Origin of the sequence: Lentzea alba, from assembly GCF_047445655.1 — a bacterium.
GTDB lineage: Bacteria > Actinomycetota > Actinomycetes > Mycobacteriales > Pseudonocardiaceae > Lentzea > Lentzea alba_A.
The window spans coordinates 373,574-387,408 of the sequence record NZ_JAJAEG010000005.1 but is presented as its reverse complement, the minus strand read 5'-3'; the positions used below and the strand labels follow the sequence as shown (position 1 = coordinate 387,408).

Here is a 13,835-nt window from a genome sequence, read left to right as displayed (position 1 = left end):
GGGCCCCCCCCCCCCGCGCCCGGTGAAGCTTTAGAGGCGGTAGAAGTTCGAGTAGTGGTCCGGCGAGAAGTAGACGTAGCCGTTGGTGCGGTCCACGACGATCCGGTACGCGTCCCGGGAAGCGCCGCAGTTGCGCGGGTAGACGTCGAACTCCTGGTAGCGGTGGCCGGCCGGCAGCTGGCCCTCCTGGTTGCGGAAGGTGCCGCCCGCGAAGTTGCACTGCCCGTTCGGCCAGTCGTACCAGGTGCGCGTGCCGGGGTAGCCCATCGACTTCCACGTGGAGTTCGCGGAGCGCGCGGCCGAACAACGTGACTGCGTACAGGAGTTGTAGACGGCGGCGTCGGCGGCGGGCGCGACGGCGACGGTCATGGTCAGGACGGACGCGACGACGGCGAACGCGGCGAGCAGGCGACGTGTCCAGTGCGGTTGCAGGGTTTGCACTTCAGACCTCCATCGGCAGGGAACCTGGATGTCGTGATCTTTTCCGTTGATCACCACGAGCCGGTGAACGGCGGGCAAAGCGCCGTGCAACGGCGACTGTGGCCTCCCCACGCTCGCACATGGAGCAGCGCCGTGGCTGGTTCTGGATCAACCACGGCGCCGCTCGCAGGTCAGTCTTCTGCTCAGCCCTCGCCGGGCACCGTGCCGTCGCACTTGCCGGTGCTGTCGGCCGGTCCGACCGAGGTCGTGATGTTGTTGAAGTTGTACTTCGCCGGGATCACCGACCGGTAGCCCTTCGAGATGGGCAGCGACCGCCCCTTGCCGCCCAGGTGCTCGTACAGGCAGAAGACCTTGCCGGACAGGTTGTGCACGGACGAGATCCGGTTGTTGTAGTCGCCGCCGCCGTCGACCTTGACGTCGGCGAGGTTGTTGGCGCCCTTGCGCATGGCGAACGAGGGCTTGCCGGTGCCCTCCGGGCTGTCCCACGTGCAGAACTGGCCCGTCGTGCACACGAAGGCGTCCGCGGCGGAGGCCGGCGCGGACGCCCGGTCAGCACGAGCGCCGTCGTGGCGACGACCATCCCCGCGGACATCAGACGAGTCTTGAACACAGCGTTGTTCCCCTCGGTTGTTGGCAGGTGCCGTGACCAGGTCTGACCGGTGGCGCGTTGCCCGGTGTCGGCGTGCGGACGGCGGACGTCGAGGACGGGACAACGATCATGGGAACAAACGGGCGGAACCCCGAGGTTGATCGCCATTGAGGGCACGGCGAAAGGGGAGACGATGCCGACGATGAGCACGGAGCAGCGTGAGGAGTTCCTGGCGGGGCAGCACGTGGGGGTGATCGCGATCGCCCGGCAGGAGGGGCCGCCGCTGGCCGTCCCGGTCTGGTACGAGTACGCGCCCGGCGGTGAGGTGCTCGTGCAGACCGATCCCGGTTCGCTCAAGTACCGGCTGGTGGACGCGGCGGGGGAGTTCAGCCTCGCGGTGCAGCAGGAGCAGCCGCCGTACAAGTACGTGAGCGTGTCCGGGCCGGTGGTGTCGGCGGAGGAGTCGACGCCGGAGGAGCTGGAGCGGATGGCGAGCCGCTACCTCGACGATCCGACCGAGTTCCTGGCGTCGATCGAGGGCCGCCCCAACGTGACGCTGCGGATGCGGCCGCAACGCTGGTACTCGACCGACTACAGCCTCTGACCGGCTGAACGCTGGAGTTGATCAACTCCGAACGGTCGATTGCATACACTGCGGCCGCCTATACGGTCGTGGCATGGCAGCACGGAAGCACTTGTTGGTGCTGTTGACCCTGTTCACCGCGGCTTGCACGGCCGAGAGCGCGTCTCCGGCGTCTCCGGTGCGGGCGTCGTCTCCGGTCGCGCAGGAACCGATGACGAGGGTGCGTGCGGTGGTAGACGGCCGCACGGTGGAGCTGGCGGACGGCACCAAGGCCCGCATCTCGCTGCTCGCCGCGCCGTCGTCGTGCGCGGCCGCCGCGGCGCTGGAGTTCGCGACGAAGACCTTGCTGGACAAGGACGTCCGGGTCACCAGCATCACGCCCGGCGAGATCGTCCTCGTGCTCGCGGACGGCACCGACTACGCGTTGCTCGCCGTGCAGAACGGCGTGCTGCGCACTGAAGGCGTCGACGGTGGCCCGCTCACCGCGGCGGAAACCGAGGCGTCGCAGGCGAAACGCGGTCTGTGGGCGCAGGACTGCCCGACATCGGCCAGTCCTGCGCCGACCACGACCACGAGTCCGCCGCCGCCTCCGCCCGCACCGACGTGCGCGGTCGCGTACCGGATCAACAGCCAGTGGCCGGGCGCGTTCCAGGCTGAGGTGACCGTGCGGAACGTGAGCAGCGAGCTGATCGACGGCTGGACGTTGCGCTGGCGGTTCGCGGACGGCCAGACGGTGACGCAGATGTGGAACGCCACGTCCTCGCAGAATGGCGCCGATGTGAGCGTTGTCAACGCCGGCTACACCGCGTTGATCGTGCCGGACGGGTCGGTCTCGCTCGGCTTCAACGGCGGGGCGAAAGGTGCCAATTCCGTGCCAACTTCTTTCACCCTGAACGGCGCGGCCTGCAAGGCCGAGTAGACACGTGCGGCCGTCGCTACTGTGGTCCGGTGGACGACGATCACGACTCGCTGCCGGAGTCCGCGAACGTCGCCACGAGCCGGACAACGCCCTGTTCTCCCGCCTCGAACTGGCCGACGCCCCGCTCTACGCCCACGACTTCGGGCGCCTGAGCCCACCACCCCGGCAGGTCGTGCTCGCCGCGTCCGGTCTGGCGCTCACCGACGTCCGGCCGGGCGACGAGCTGCTGGGTTCGCCGGCGCGTTGCACCGGCACCGGCACCAGCACCGTCGTGGTCGCGGTCAGCAGCGTCGGCGAACTGGCCGCCCGTGCCGCGATGGAGGAGCTCCACCGCGGCCTGCTGGGCGGGCGTGGCGTGGCCGAGGCCTTGGCTCTTGCGGTGGCCGGTGATCCGTTGCGGCGGCCGTTCGTGTGCGTCGGCGCGGACTCCGTGCTCAGTTCGCCTGCCACCACTCGATGAGGGCGCGGGCGTAGGCGTCCGCGTTCTCCTCCCAGACGAAGTGGCCGGCGTCCGCGACGGTGAGCTTGCTGTTCGGCAGCCGTTCGTGCAGGTACTCGGCGTTCGCGACGGGCACCACCGCGTCGTTCTTGCCGTTGATCAGCTGGACGGGCGTGGTGATCTGGGGGAGCAGGTCGCTGAGTTCTGGCAGTTGGGTCGGGTACGCGCGCACGTACGCCATCTGTTCGACGAACCTTTCGCCGTGGTAGGCGGCTAGGTAGTCCTGGCGCACGAGGTCTGGCAGCTCGTAGCCGTCGATGGCGTCCATCGCGATGTTCACGACGTCCTTGGGGCCCAACGCCTTGTACGGCGCGAGGTCCTCGTCGTGCACCCACTCGTGGAGCGGGGTGCCGAGGTCTGACGGCACTGCCGCGCCGCCGCTGCCGATCGTGATGCTGCGGAACCTCGTGGGGTGTGCGGCCGCGGCGAAGAGCGCCGCGCTGGTGCCGATGTCGGGGCCGACGACGTGGGGCTTTTCGAGGCCGAACGCGTCGGCGATCTGCACGATGAACTCGCCCATCGCCCTGGGGGAGAGCAGGTCCTCGCGCAGCTCGGAGTGGCCGAAGCCGGGCAGGTCCACCGCGATCAGGTGGGCGTGTTCCTCGAGCTGCTGCCAGGTCGCGTCGTAGGCGTAGAGGCTTTCGGGCCACGGGCTGAGCAGCAGCGCGTCGGGCTTGCCGGGGGCGCTCTCGGCGTAGCGGATGGAGAGGCCGTCGATGGTCTGGAACCTGGGTTGGATGTCGCTCATGCCGTTCAATATGACCGGTCGTCTTAGGTGTCGTCAAGGGTTGAGACGACCGGTCATTTTCGCGGTGAGCGGAAGGGGGCTTGAAGGCGGTTAGCGGAGGACGGTCTCGAACGCGATCGTGAAGAAGGCGGCGAACGACTCGCCGTTCTTCGCCGCGCGTTCGCCGACGATGGCGCCTTCCCAGGCGTTGACCAGGAACCGGCCGAGGGTGTCGGCGTCCTGCTTCGAGGTGATCTCGTCGGTGTCCTGCGCCTCGCGGATCGCGGCCGTGACGGCCTGTGCCCAGTGGTCGAAGGCCGCGACGAGTCCCTCGCGGATGGCCGGGATGTGGTCGGCGGCCTCGTTGCTGAAGTTGCCGTACACACAACCACGTTCGTAGCCGTGCTCGACGATGTCCTTCGCGAGGGCCTCGAAGTGGTTGCGCAGGCGCGTGAGCGGCGGAGTCCTCGGGTCGGCCAGCAGGTCCAGGTGACGCGTCTCGCCGTAGCGATCCATCACGACGAGCGCCAGCGCTTCCTTGCTGTCGAAGTGGTTGTAGAACGAGCCCTTCGGCACGCCGGCGCTGTCGGTGATCAGCTTGACGCCGCACGCGTTGTAGCCGTGCCGGTGGAACTGCTCGAACGCGGCGTCGACGATCTGTTCCCGCACGCTGGCCCTGGGCATAGGGGTTCTCCTCACTCTCCGCTACCCAATATGAGCGGTCGTCTCGACCCAGGTCAAGTCCGGCGGGTCAGGGCAGGGTGATGCCGGCTCCGGGGCCCAGCGGCAGGCCGAACGCGTAGAACACGCCGAGGATCGCGGTCCACGCCACCAGGAACGGAACCACGAAGATCCCGAGCCGCGTCATCAACGTGCCCAGCCTGACATCCGGCTCGTAGGTGCGGACCAGCGCCAGCAGCAGGAAGACGTACGGGTTCATCGGCGTGACGATCCCGGTCGCGGAGTCACCGATCCGGAACGCTGCCTGCACCACCGCGGGATGGAGCGAGAGCAACGCGAACGCCGGCACGAACACCGGGCCGATCAACGACCACAACGCCGACCCGGACACGATCACCAGGTTGAGCGCCGACACGATGAGGATCAGCAGGAGCAGCGCCCAGAAGCCGGTGAGGTGTGCCGCCTCCATGCCGCGCGCGATCTTCACCGCGAGGAACGTGCCCAGGTTGGACCACGTGAACACGCCGATCACCTGGGCGGCCACGAACATCATCGCCACGTACGGCGCCATGTTCCTGATCGCGTCGGTCATGGCGGAGGCGATCGACTCGCCGCCGCGCAGCGATCGGGCCAGGGCGCCGTAGACCAGGCCTCCCAGCAGGAACGCCACGAACAGAACCGGCACGATGCCGGTCAGCAGCGGTGAGGGCACCAGCACCCCGCCCTTGCCGCGCAACGGTCCGCCGGGGATCAGCCACAGGGCGAGCACCACGGCGAGGAACACGGCGACGACGAGCAGCGCCGTCACGAGGGCCCGGCGCTGCCGGGGAAGCAGCCTCTCCACGGCCGGCCTCGCGCCGTCGTAGGTCCCGAGGCGAGGTTCCAGCACCCGTGAGATGAGGAACCCGCCGAGCAGGCCGAGCACGACACTGCTCGCGCCGGTGAAGAAGTAGTTCACGACGATGTGCAGGTCGAGCGAGGCCGTCTGGGGCAACAACTGCGCGGACTTCTGCGTGATGCCGAGGTAGAGCGCGTCGAGTGAGCCGATCGTGAACCCGGCCGCGTAACCCGCGCCGACACAGGCGAATCCGCCGATCAGGCCGGCAACCGGGTGCCGGCCCGCCGCCTTGAAGGCCGCCGCGGCCAGCGGTGGCAGCACGATGGACGCCGCGTCGCTGATCACGTGTGCCTGGCACGCCACGACCGCCACTCCGTAGGGCAGCAGCCAGCGCGGCACGCGCGCGAGGCTCACCCGCATCACGGTCTCCAGCAACCCGGACCGTTCCGCGACGCCGACCCCGATGATCATCACCAGCACCGCGGCGACCGGTGGGAACTCGGCGAAGTTCTTCACCATGTTCTCCAGGAACCACACCAGGCCGTCGGCGCTGAGCAGGCCGCGGACCGCGGTGGGGTCCTTGGCGCCGGGCAACGCCACGGTGGCACCGAACGCCGCGAGCACCGTGGAGGTCACCGCGACGAGCACCAGCAGTGCGAAGAAGAGGATCACCGGGTTCGGCAGCCGGTTGCCCAGTCGTTCGACGGCACCGAGGACGCGGTCGACGGGCTTCGTCGTGGTCGCTGACATCACGCACACCTCTCGAGCAGGTTCTTGGTTTCGACGCCGTTCTGCAGCACCCAGACGACGTTGCCGGGCTCTCCGAGCACACCGATGTCCCGCAACGGATCCCCGTCGCACACCACGAGGTCCGCGAGCTTGCCGGGTTCGAGGGTGCCGACCCGGTCGGCGACGCCGAGCAGTTCGGCTGCGGAGCGGGTGCCGGCGACGATCGCGTTCGCCGGGGACATCCCGAGATCGACCAGGTAGGTCAGTTCCATCAGGTTGCGGCCGTGCGGGCCGACAGCGGCATCGGTGCCCATCGCGATCGGGACCCCGCGTTCGATCGCGCGGGCGATGTTCTCCTTCGTCAGGCCGGACCAGCGGACCTTCTTCTGGTAGTGGTAGTCCGGCATGCGGTCACGGTCGATTCCCAGGTAGACGGTGGAAAGCGTTGGCACGACGAAGATTCCGCGCTCGCCGGCGAGGTCGCAGCCTTCGTCGTCCAGGCCGTAGCCGTGCTCGATGCTGGTGACCCCGCCGCGAATCGCGTTGAGGATGCCCGCCCTGCCCTGCGCGTGGGCGGCCACGGGTTTGCCGCCGTGCCTGCCGACCTCGTCGACGACCGCGGCCATCTCCTCGACGGTCAGGCCCTCGTCGTCCGGGTCGTCGTACGGGCTGCCCATGCCGCCCGACGCGCACACCTTGATCAGGTCGGCGCCGTCGCGCAGGAGTCGCCGCACCGCCAGACGGACCTCGTCCACGGTGTCCACGAGCTCGCCGATGCCGCCGCTGAGATCGGTGCCGTCGGGCTGGCGGAAGTCGGCGTGCCCGCCGGTGTGGCTGAGGATGCGCACGGCGGTGTGCAGGCGCGGGCCGCGTACCCGCCCGGTCTCGACCGCGACCCGGTAGCCGGCGGGCAGACCACCCAGGTCGCGCGCCGTCGTGACGCCCGCGTCCAGCGTCCGGGCGAGGCGCGCGGCGGTGTCGAACGTGCGCAGGACCGGATCCGCGAGGCCCTGCGTGCTCGGCGGAGTGCCGTGGGCGGAGCCGAGGTGAACGTGCGCGTCGATGAACCCCGGCAGCATCGTGCGGTCGCCGAGGTCGACGGTCCGGTCGGCGGGCTCCGCCGGAGCGCGGCCGGCGGGACCGGCGTAGGTGATCACGCCCTGCCGGTCGACGCGGACGCAGGCGTCCTCGACCGGCGGGCGTCCGGTCCCGTCGACGAGCCGGGCGGCGCGAAGGTGGAGGGATTCGGCAGTCATGGGCGGGGACTATCGGGTGTTCGCGCAGCTCGATGGCACGAGACGCAGGAATGTGTCACCCTGCGGGCCAAACCTCAGGATTGGTGCGCGCCCTCATGACGCAGGTTTACGGCATGGACGAGGTCGACCGCAGCCTCGTGCACGCGCTGCAGATCCATCCGCGGGCGCCGTGGAGCCTGCTGGGCGAGGTGCTGGAGCTCGATCCCGTCACGGTGGCCCGGCGCTGGCAGCGGCTTGAGAACGCCGGGCTGGCCTGGGTGACGGCCTACCCGCGGGCCACCGACGTGCACAACGTCGTGACCGCGATCGTCGAGGTCGACACCGCGCCGGGCGCGGCGTCGCGGGTGGCCGGCGCCGTCGCGCGGTTCCCGTGGGCGGTCAACGTCAAGGAGACCGCGGGCGGGCGTGACCTCGTGGTGAACGTCCAGGCGCAGGACGTGCGGCAGCTCTGGCAGCACATCACGACCGGTCTGTCCACTGTGGAGGGAGTGGTGGCCGCGCGGACGCACCTGGTGACCGGGCAGACCCTGGACGGCAGCAGCTGGCGGCTGCGCAGCCTCGACGCCGCGCAGCGCACCCGGCTGGAGCAGGCCGCAGCGACCCCCGGGGTCTCCGTGCGGGCGGCGTGGGACGAGGTCGACACGCTGATGGTCACGCTGCTCAACGCCGACGGCCGGATCTCGATCCGCGATCTCGCCGCACGGACGGGCCTCACCGTGTCGACAGCGGGCCGCAGGCTGCGGCACCTGCTGGCCGCGCGGGTCACCCTGCGCTGCGATGTCGCACGCTCACTCTCGGGCTGGCCGTTCGCCGCCGTCTACTTCGCCTCGGCGCCCGCCGAGAAGCTGCGCGAGATCGTGAGCGTGCTCGCGGCCGTGCCCGAGGTGCGGTCGTGCGTGATCGCGTCCGGCCCGCACAACCTGATCGTCGACGTGTGGTTGCGCGGCCTGCCCGACGTGCACGCCCTGGAAGCCCACCTCAGCGCGCGGCTGCCGGTGGACGTTCGCGATCGGTCGGTCGTGGTCAGGACGACCAAGCACATGGGCCGGCTGCTGGACGACGACGGCCGCTGCGTGGAGCTCGTGCCGGTCGACCTGTTCGGCGTCTAGGGGTGAGTCACACCGCTGGAGAGGCTGCGTTCGATGCCGTGCGCCGCGACGCGCAGCGCCGAGACCAGCCGCACCTTGTCCCGTTTCAGCGACGGCACGACCACGCCGAGCGAGGCCACGACGCTCTCGTTGTGCCTGATCGGGACGGCGACGCTGCACGCGCCGAGGGACATCTCCTCGTAGGTGGTGGCGTATCCGTCCTCGATGATCCGGTCGAGCTGTTTGGCCAGCTGTGCGGGCTGCGTGATCGTGTACGCGGTCACGCGGTCCAGCTTCTGGAGGGCTTCCCGTCGAAGCGCTTCGGGTGCGTGCGCGAGGAGCACCTTGCCGACGCCGGTCGCGTGCAACGGCAGGTGTGAGCCGATCTCGCTGACGACGGGCACCGAACGTTGGCCGGAGATGCGGTCGAGGTACAGGACTTTCAGCTTGTCGCGCACGCCCAGGTGGACGGTGGCGAGCGTGCCGGCGTAGAGGTCGTGCAGGAACGGGGACGCGAGGCGGCGCAGGTCGGTCTGCACAGGTGCGAGCGTGCCGAGCTGCCAGAGCCGTTGGCCGACGACGTAACCGTTCGATGTTCGCGTCAACGCTCCGGCTTTGGTGAGCTCGTTGACCAGGCGGTGTGCGGTGGTGAGCGGGAGGTCGGCGCGGTGGCTGAGCTCGGTGAGCGTGAGCCTCGGGTGTGCCTCGTCGAAGGCGGCGAGGAGCGCGATCGTGCGTGCCACCACCGTGGCGCCGGGAACTGAGGTGTTGCCTGCCATTCGGCGCGATCCTTCCGCTCAGTGGAAGCCTACCGTCGACGTGCGGTGGCGTTCGTCCCTAGCGTTCGATCTCGTGACGACCAGCCAGCACGAGATCAGCGACGAGATCGCGAAGATCCAGGCCGACTCACCGACGGGTGCGCCGCTGCTGGACTTCCCGCCGTACCGCAGCTCCCTGCTGCGCCATCCGACCAAGGAGCTCCTGCACGTCGACCCCGAGGGCGCCGAGCTGCTGGCTCCGGTGTTCGGGCACTCCGACGTCGCTCCGGTCGAGTCCGACCTGACCGTCCAGCGCGGTGGCGAGCCCATCGGCGAACGGATCCGCGTCCACGGCCGCGTGACCGACGGCGACGGCCGCCCGGTGCGCCGCCAGCTCGTCGAGATCTGGCAGGCCAACGCCGCCGGCCGCTACTCCCACCAGGGTGATCAGCACCCGGCTCCGCTGGACCCGAACTTCACCGGCGTCGGCCGGTGCCTGACCGATGACGACGGCTGGTACACGTTCACATCGATCAAGCCGGGCCCGTACCCGTGGCGCAACCACCAGAACGCCTGGCGGCCCGCGCACATCCACTTCTCGTTGTTCGGCACCGACTTCACACAGCGCCTGATCACCCAGATGTACTTCCCCGGCGACCAGCTGCTGGCCCTGGACCCGATCGCCCAGTCGATCAGCGATCCGGCGGCGCTGGCGCGGCTCATCGCGTCGTACGACCACTCGCTGTCCGAGCACGAATGGCTGCTCGGTTACCGCTGGGACATCGTGCTGACCGGCAGCCACGCGACCCACATGGAGGCGTCCGATGACTGAGGTGGTTCCCGGGGCGACTCCGGGGCAGACGGTCGGGCCGTTCTTCCACCACGCGATGGCTTATCCGGGCGACTCCGAGCTGGTGCCGTTCGGCTCGGCGGGATCCGTTGTGCTGCACGGGTACGTGTACGACGGCGAGGGTGCGGTCGTGCCGGACGCGATGATCGAGATCCGGCAGGCTGACGCTTCCGGTGTGGTGCCGGCAGTCGGCGGGTCGTTGCGGCGGGGCGGGGCCGGGTTCACGGGGTGGGGCCGATCGTGCACGGACTTCGCCGGGCACTACTGGTTCAGCACAGTTGAACCTGGGTTGTCGTTCTTCGCGGTGACGGTGTTCGCGCGAGGGCTGCTCGATCGGTTGTTCACGCGGATCTACCTGCCTGGTGCTGAAGGTGCGCTCGACGGGTTGGTGGCTTCGCGCGAAGCCGATGGGCGGCTGCGGTTCGACATCCATCTGCAGGGGCCGTCCGAGACGGTGTTCCTCAAGTTCCCGCGGGCCTGATCGTGCTGCCCGGATCCCATCGCGCTGCCGGCCTCGTCGACGATGCTGCGCTGGTGCGCGCGATGGTGGCGGTTGAAGTGGCCTGGGCTCGTGTTCTCGGTTCTTCGGTCTCGTTGGGGTCCTGGGTTCCAACGCTCGACCCGTCGGAGGTCGAGGCCGCCGGTAATCCGGTGCTGCCGCTCGTTTCTGCCTTGCGTTCGAAGGTTTCCGAGACAGTCCACACCGGACTGACGTCTCAGGACGTGCTCGACACGGCGTTCATGTTGTTGGCGCGTGACGTCTTGGCGCGGGTGTCCGCGGACTTGGAACGGGTTGCTGCGGCGCTCGCTCGGCTTGCGGGCGAGCACCGGGACAGTGTGATGGCCGGGCGGACGTTGACGCAGTTCGCGGTGCCGATCACGTTCGGGTTGAAGGCCGCGCGGTGGTTGGCGGGCGTGCTGGACTCGCTCGACGAACTGGAGGCCGTGTCGCGGAACCTGCCGGTGCAGTGCGGGGGAGCGGCGGGAACGTTGTCCCGGGCGGCTTCTGTTGTGGATCCGGTTGCGGCTGCTTCGTCGTTCGCGGGGTATCTGGGGCTGGTGTGGCCGGGGATGCCTTGGCACACCTACCGCGCACCTGTTACCCGCCTTGGGGATGAGTTGGTGCGGGTGTGCTCCGTGCTCGGGGTTCTCGCTGCGGACGTGCTGACGTTGGGGCGTCCGGAGATCGGCGAGGTCGGTGAGGGTGCGGTTGCGGGGCGGGGCGGGTCGTCGACGATGCCGCACAAGCGGAACCCGGTGTTGTCCGTGCTGGTGAACAGCGCTGCTTTGCAGGCTCCGCAGTTGGGGGCGCAGTTGCATCTGTGTGCCGCGCGGGCGGTCGACGAGCGGCCGGACGGAGCTTGGCACGCGGAGTGGCCGGCGTTGCGGTCGTTGCTGGAGCTGGCGGTGGTGGCCGCTTCCCAGGCCGCAGAACTGGTTGAGGGCCTTGAGGTGCACGAGGACGTGATGGCTCGCCGGGCTGAGGCTGCGGCAGGTGAGTTGCTGGCCGAGGCGGGCGGGGGCGAGGACGTGACGGCGTATCTCGGCGCCGCGGGGTCGTTCGTGGACGAGGTGCTGAAGCGGTGGGAGGTGCGTCGTGGCGACTGAGCTGAGCCTGACCCGGCTCGCGGGGTCGGAGTCCTCGAACCGGCTGCTGCTCGTCGGTCCCTCGCTGGGCACGTCGGTGGCGGTGCTGTGGCGGGATTGCGCGATGGTGCTCGGGGCTGAGTTCGAGGTGATCGGCTGGGACATCCCTGGGCACGGCTCCGGATGTCCGGCCACCGGGCCGTTCACGATCGAGGACATCGCGGACGAGCTCGTGGAACGTGTTGAGGCGCTGGTGAGTGGACGACGGGTGGCGTACGCCGGGGTGTCGTTCGGTGGCGCGGTCGGGTTCGAGCTGGCGAGCCGGAGCGAAGGGCCGTTCGAGAACATCGCGTGCATCGGGGCGGCGCCGCGGATCGGGTCGCCGGAGATGTGGCAGGCGCGGGCCGCGTTGGTGCGGCGGGCCGGGACGCCGGTGATGGTCGAGGGGTCCGCGCAGCGGTGGTTCGCGCCCGGGTTCGTCGAGCGGGCGCCGCGGGTGGCTGGGGCCTTGCTGCGGTCGTTGGCCGATGCGGACCAGGAGTCTTACGCGTTGGCCTGTGAGGCGTTGGGCCGGTTCGAGGCCGGTGCGGCGGTCAGGCCCCTGTCGGTGTTGGTGGGGGAGCACGACGTGGTGGTGTCGGCGGAAGGCGCAGACCACGTTCTCGGCGGGTGTGGGCACTTGCCACCGGCCGAGGATCCGGCGGCGGTGGCGACGGTGCTGATGAAGGTGTTCGAGGAGACGCGGTGTCCTACGACGACGGCATGAAGGTTCGGCGTGAAGTGCTCGGGGACGCGCACGTTGATCGCGCCGCGCCGGACGAGTTCACAAAGGACTTCCAGGAGTTCATCACGCGGTACGCGTGGGGCGAGATCTGGACGCGGCCGGGGCTGGACCGGCGGATGCGGAGTGCGATCACGTTGACGGCGTTGATCGCGCGGGGGCATTGGGAAGAGCTGAAGTTGCACGTTGCCGCGGCTCGGCGGAACGGGTTGAGCGACGACGAGATCGGTGAGGTGATCTTGCAGAGCGCGATCTACTGCGGTGTGCCCGCGGCGAACCACGCGTTCGCGGTCGCCCGGCAGGTTCTCAAGGAGGACGTGTGAAGACCCAGGTGGGCATCGTCGGCGCGGGGCCAGCCGGGCTGATGCTCTCGCATCTGTTGTCCCTCAACGGGATCGACAGCGTTGTGATCGACAACAGGACGCGGCTGGAGATCGAGAACACGGTCCGCGCGGGCATCCTGGAGGCCGACAGCGCGCGGTTGCTCGTCGACACGGGTGTGTCCGACCGGGTGTTGCGCGACGGGCATCCGCACGAGGGCATCGATCTGCGGTTCGGCGGGGAGAGCCATCGCGTCGACTTCCGTGCGCTGGTCGGTGAGTCGGTGTGGCTGTACCCGCAGACGGACGTGTTCGTGGATCTGGCGAACGCACGTGAGCGCGACGGTGGTGACGTGCGGTTCGGTGTCAGCGACACGTCGGTGGACATCAACGAGCCCGCGATCCGGTTTGTCGACAGCGACGGGGTGCGGCAGGAGGTGCGGTGTGATCTCCTCGTGGGCGCGGACGGGTCCCGGTCGATCTGCCGCGCGGAAGTGCCGGAAGCGTTGCGCACGCACAGCTTCCGCGAGTACCCGTTCGCCTGGTTCGGCATCATCACCGAGGCGCCGCGCAGCGCACCCGAGCTGATCTACGCGCACTCGCCGCGCGGGTTCGCGTTGATCAGCCAGCGCACCGAGACCCATCAGCGGATGTACTTCCAGTGCGACCCGGAGACCGATCCTTCCGCGTGGTCGGCGGACCGCATCTGGGAGGAGCTGCAGGCGCGCGTGGCCGGGCCCGACGGGTTCACGTTGAACGAGGGCCCGATCACCGAGAAGACCGTGCTGCGGTTCCGGTCGTTCGTCGCGGAACCCATGCGCCACGGCAACCTGCTGCTCGCCGGCGACGCCGCCCACACCGTGCCGCCGACGGGTGCGAAGGGGCTGAACCTGGCGCTGGCCGATGTCAGCGTTCTCAGTGAGCTGATCGAGCGGGCGTTGCTCAAGAACGACCCCGACGCGCTGGACGAGTACGGGCCGCGGGCGTTGAACCGCGTGTGGAAGGCTCAGCACTTCTCGTACTGGATGACCACGATGCTGCACGCGTTGCCGGGCGCGACGGACTTCGACGTGCGGCGCCAGCTCGGTGAGCTGGGGTCGGTCGTCGCGTCGGAGGCGGGGTCGCGGTTCCTGGCCGAGGGCTACACCGGCTGCTGGCCCGCTTGAGCGAGGCTGGAGCGCCGTCGTCC

At 69.5% G+C, this 13,835-nt stretch carries 17 protein-coding genes; 10 read left to right on the top strand and 7 right to left on the bottom strand.

What is annotated here, in order from left to right:
• Nucleotides 1-30: 30 nt before the first annotated feature.
• The gene (locus LFM09_RS11350) at nucleotides 31-441 is read right to left on the bottom strand and encodes a ribonuclease domain-containing protein (protein WP_414096314.1); all 411 of its coding nucleotides are present in this window, start codon (nucleotides 439-441) and stop codon (nucleotides 31-33) included.
• 182 nt (nucleotides 442-623) lie between these two features.
• Nucleotides 624-1,154, bottom strand: a complete 531-nt coding sequence (locus LFM09_RS11345; RefSeq protein ID WP_414096313.1) for a peptidase inhibitor family I36 protein — start codon at nucleotides 1,152-1,154, stop codon at nucleotides 624-626.
• A gap of 78 nt (nucleotides 1,155-1,232) precedes the next feature.
• Here LFM09_RS11345 and LFM09_RS11340 point away from each other — a divergent pair, with 78 nt between their 5' ends.
• The 3 genes from LFM09_RS11340 to LFM09_RS11330 all read left to right on the top strand — a co-directional run bounded on the left by LFM09_RS11340 (nucleotide 1,233) and on the right by LFM09_RS11330 (nucleotide 2,992).
• Nucleotides 1,233-1,634: a pyridoxamine 5'-phosphate oxidase family protein gene (locus tag LFM09_RS11340; protein WP_414096312.1), complete on the top strand. Its 402-nt coding sequence runs from the start codon at nucleotides 1,233-1,235 to the stop codon at nucleotides 1,632-1,634.
• Between the two features lie 73 nt (nucleotides 1,635-1,707).
• Nucleotides 1,708-2,532 (top strand): cellulose binding domain-containing protein, encoded by an 825-nt coding sequence (locus LFM09_RS11335; RefSeq protein WP_414096311.1) that lies wholly within the window; start codon nucleotides 1,708-1,710, stop codon nucleotides 2,530-2,532.
• A gap of 4 nt (nucleotides 2,533-2,536) precedes the next feature.
• The gene (locus LFM09_RS11330) at nucleotides 2,537-2,992 is read left to right on the top strand and encodes a CHAT domain-containing protein (protein ID WP_414096310.1); all 456 of its coding nucleotides are present in this window, start codon (nucleotides 2,537-2,539) and stop codon (nucleotides 2,990-2,992) included.
• Here LFM09_RS11330 and LFM09_RS11325 read toward each other — a convergent pair.
• The 4 genes from LFM09_RS11325 to LFM09_RS11310 form a co-directional block, all read right to left on the bottom strand.
• Complete coding sequence (locus tag LFM09_RS11325; protein ID WP_414096309.1) at nucleotides 2,967-3,779, bottom strand: alpha/beta fold hydrolase; 813 nt, start codon at nucleotides 3,777-3,779, stop codon at nucleotides 2,967-2,969. The genes LFM09_RS11330 and LFM09_RS11325 overlap by 26 nt on opposite strands.
• 90 nt (nucleotides 3,780-3,869) lie before the next feature.
• Nucleotides 3,870-4,442 (bottom strand): TetR/AcrR family transcriptional regulator, encoded by a 573-nt coding sequence (locus LFM09_RS11320; RefSeq protein WP_414096308.1) that lies wholly within the window; start codon nucleotides 4,440-4,442, stop codon nucleotides 3,870-3,872.
• A 67-nt stretch (nucleotides 4,443-4,509) separates the two neighbouring features.
• Nucleotides 4,510-6,027: an AbgT family transporter gene (locus LFM09_RS11315; RefSeq protein WP_414096307.1), complete on the bottom strand. Its 1,518-nt coding sequence runs from the start codon at nucleotides 6,025-6,027 to the stop codon at nucleotides 4,510-4,512.
• Entirely contained in the window at nucleotides 6,027-7,262 is a 1,236-nt protein-coding gene (locus tag LFM09_RS11310) for an amidohydrolase family protein (RefSeq protein ID WP_414096306.1), read from the bottom strand. The genes LFM09_RS11315 and LFM09_RS11310 overlap by 1 nt, the downstream gene beginning before the upstream one ends.
• Before the next feature lie 95 nt (nucleotides 7,263-7,357).
• Here LFM09_RS11310 and LFM09_RS11305 point away from each other — a divergent pair, with 95 nt between their 5' ends.
• Nucleotides 7,358-8,371: an Lrp/AsnC family transcriptional regulator gene (locus LFM09_RS11305; RefSeq protein WP_414096305.1), complete on the top strand. Its 1,014-nt coding sequence runs from the start codon at nucleotides 7,358-7,360 to the stop codon at nucleotides 8,369-8,371.
• Here the strand turns inward: LFM09_RS11305 and LFM09_RS11300 are convergent.
• The gene (locus tag LFM09_RS11300; RefSeq protein ID WP_414096304.1) at nucleotides 8,368-9,129 is read right to left on the bottom strand and encodes an IclR family transcriptional regulator; all 762 of its coding nucleotides are present in this window, start codon (nucleotides 9,127-9,129) and stop codon (nucleotides 8,368-8,370) included. The two genes, LFM09_RS11305 and LFM09_RS11300, sit on opposite strands and share 4 nt — an antisense overlap.
• Nucleotides 9,130-9,202: 73 nt before the next feature.
• Here LFM09_RS11300 and pcaH point away from each other — a divergent pair, with 73 nt between their 5' ends.
• The 6 genes from pcaH to LFM09_RS11270 all read left to right on the top strand — a co-directional run bounded on the left by pcaH (nucleotide 9,203) and on the right by LFM09_RS11270 (nucleotide 13,812).
• Nucleotides 9,203-9,940 (top strand): protocatechuate 3,4-dioxygenase subunit beta, encoded by a 738-nt coding sequence (pcaH, locus tag LFM09_RS11295; RefSeq protein ID WP_414096303.1) that lies wholly within the window; start codon nucleotides 9,203-9,205, stop codon nucleotides 9,938-9,940.
• Nucleotides 9,933-10,439: a protocatechuate 3,4-dioxygenase subunit alpha gene (locus LFM09_RS11290; RefSeq protein ID WP_414096302.1), complete on the top strand. Its 507-nt coding sequence runs from the start codon at nucleotides 9,933-9,935 to the stop codon at nucleotides 10,437-10,439. Before pcaH ends, LFM09_RS11290 begins: the two co-directional genes overlap by 8 nt.
• A 62-nt stretch (nucleotides 10,440-10,501) precedes the next feature.
• Complete coding sequence (locus LFM09_RS11285) at nucleotides 10,502-11,566, top strand: lyase family protein (RefSeq protein ID WP_414096335.1); 1,065 nt, start codon at nucleotides 10,502-10,504, stop codon at nucleotides 11,564-11,566.
• The gene (locus LFM09_RS11280; RefSeq protein WP_414096301.1) at nucleotides 11,556-12,311 is read left to right on the top strand and encodes an alpha/beta fold hydrolase; all 756 of its coding nucleotides are present in this window, start codon (nucleotides 11,556-11,558) and stop codon (nucleotides 12,309-12,311) included. The genes LFM09_RS11285 and LFM09_RS11280 overlap by 11 nt, the downstream gene beginning before the upstream one ends.
• Nucleotides 12,308-12,649 carry a 4-carboxymuconolactone decarboxylase gene (pcaC, locus tag LFM09_RS11275; protein WP_414096334.1) on the top strand — a complete coding sequence of 114 codons (342 nt, stop codon included), beginning with the start codon at nucleotides 12,308-12,310 and terminating at the stop codon, nucleotides 12,647-12,649. The genes LFM09_RS11280 and pcaC overlap by 4 nt, the downstream gene beginning before the upstream one ends.
• Nucleotides 12,646-13,812, top strand: a complete 1,167-nt coding sequence (locus tag LFM09_RS11270) for a 4-hydroxybenzoate 3-monooxygenase (protein WP_414096300.1) — start codon at nucleotides 12,646-12,648, stop codon at nucleotides 13,810-13,812. Before pcaC ends, LFM09_RS11270 begins: the two co-directional genes overlap by 4 nt.
• The last annotated feature ends 23 nt before the right edge of the window (nucleotides 13,813-13,835 follow it).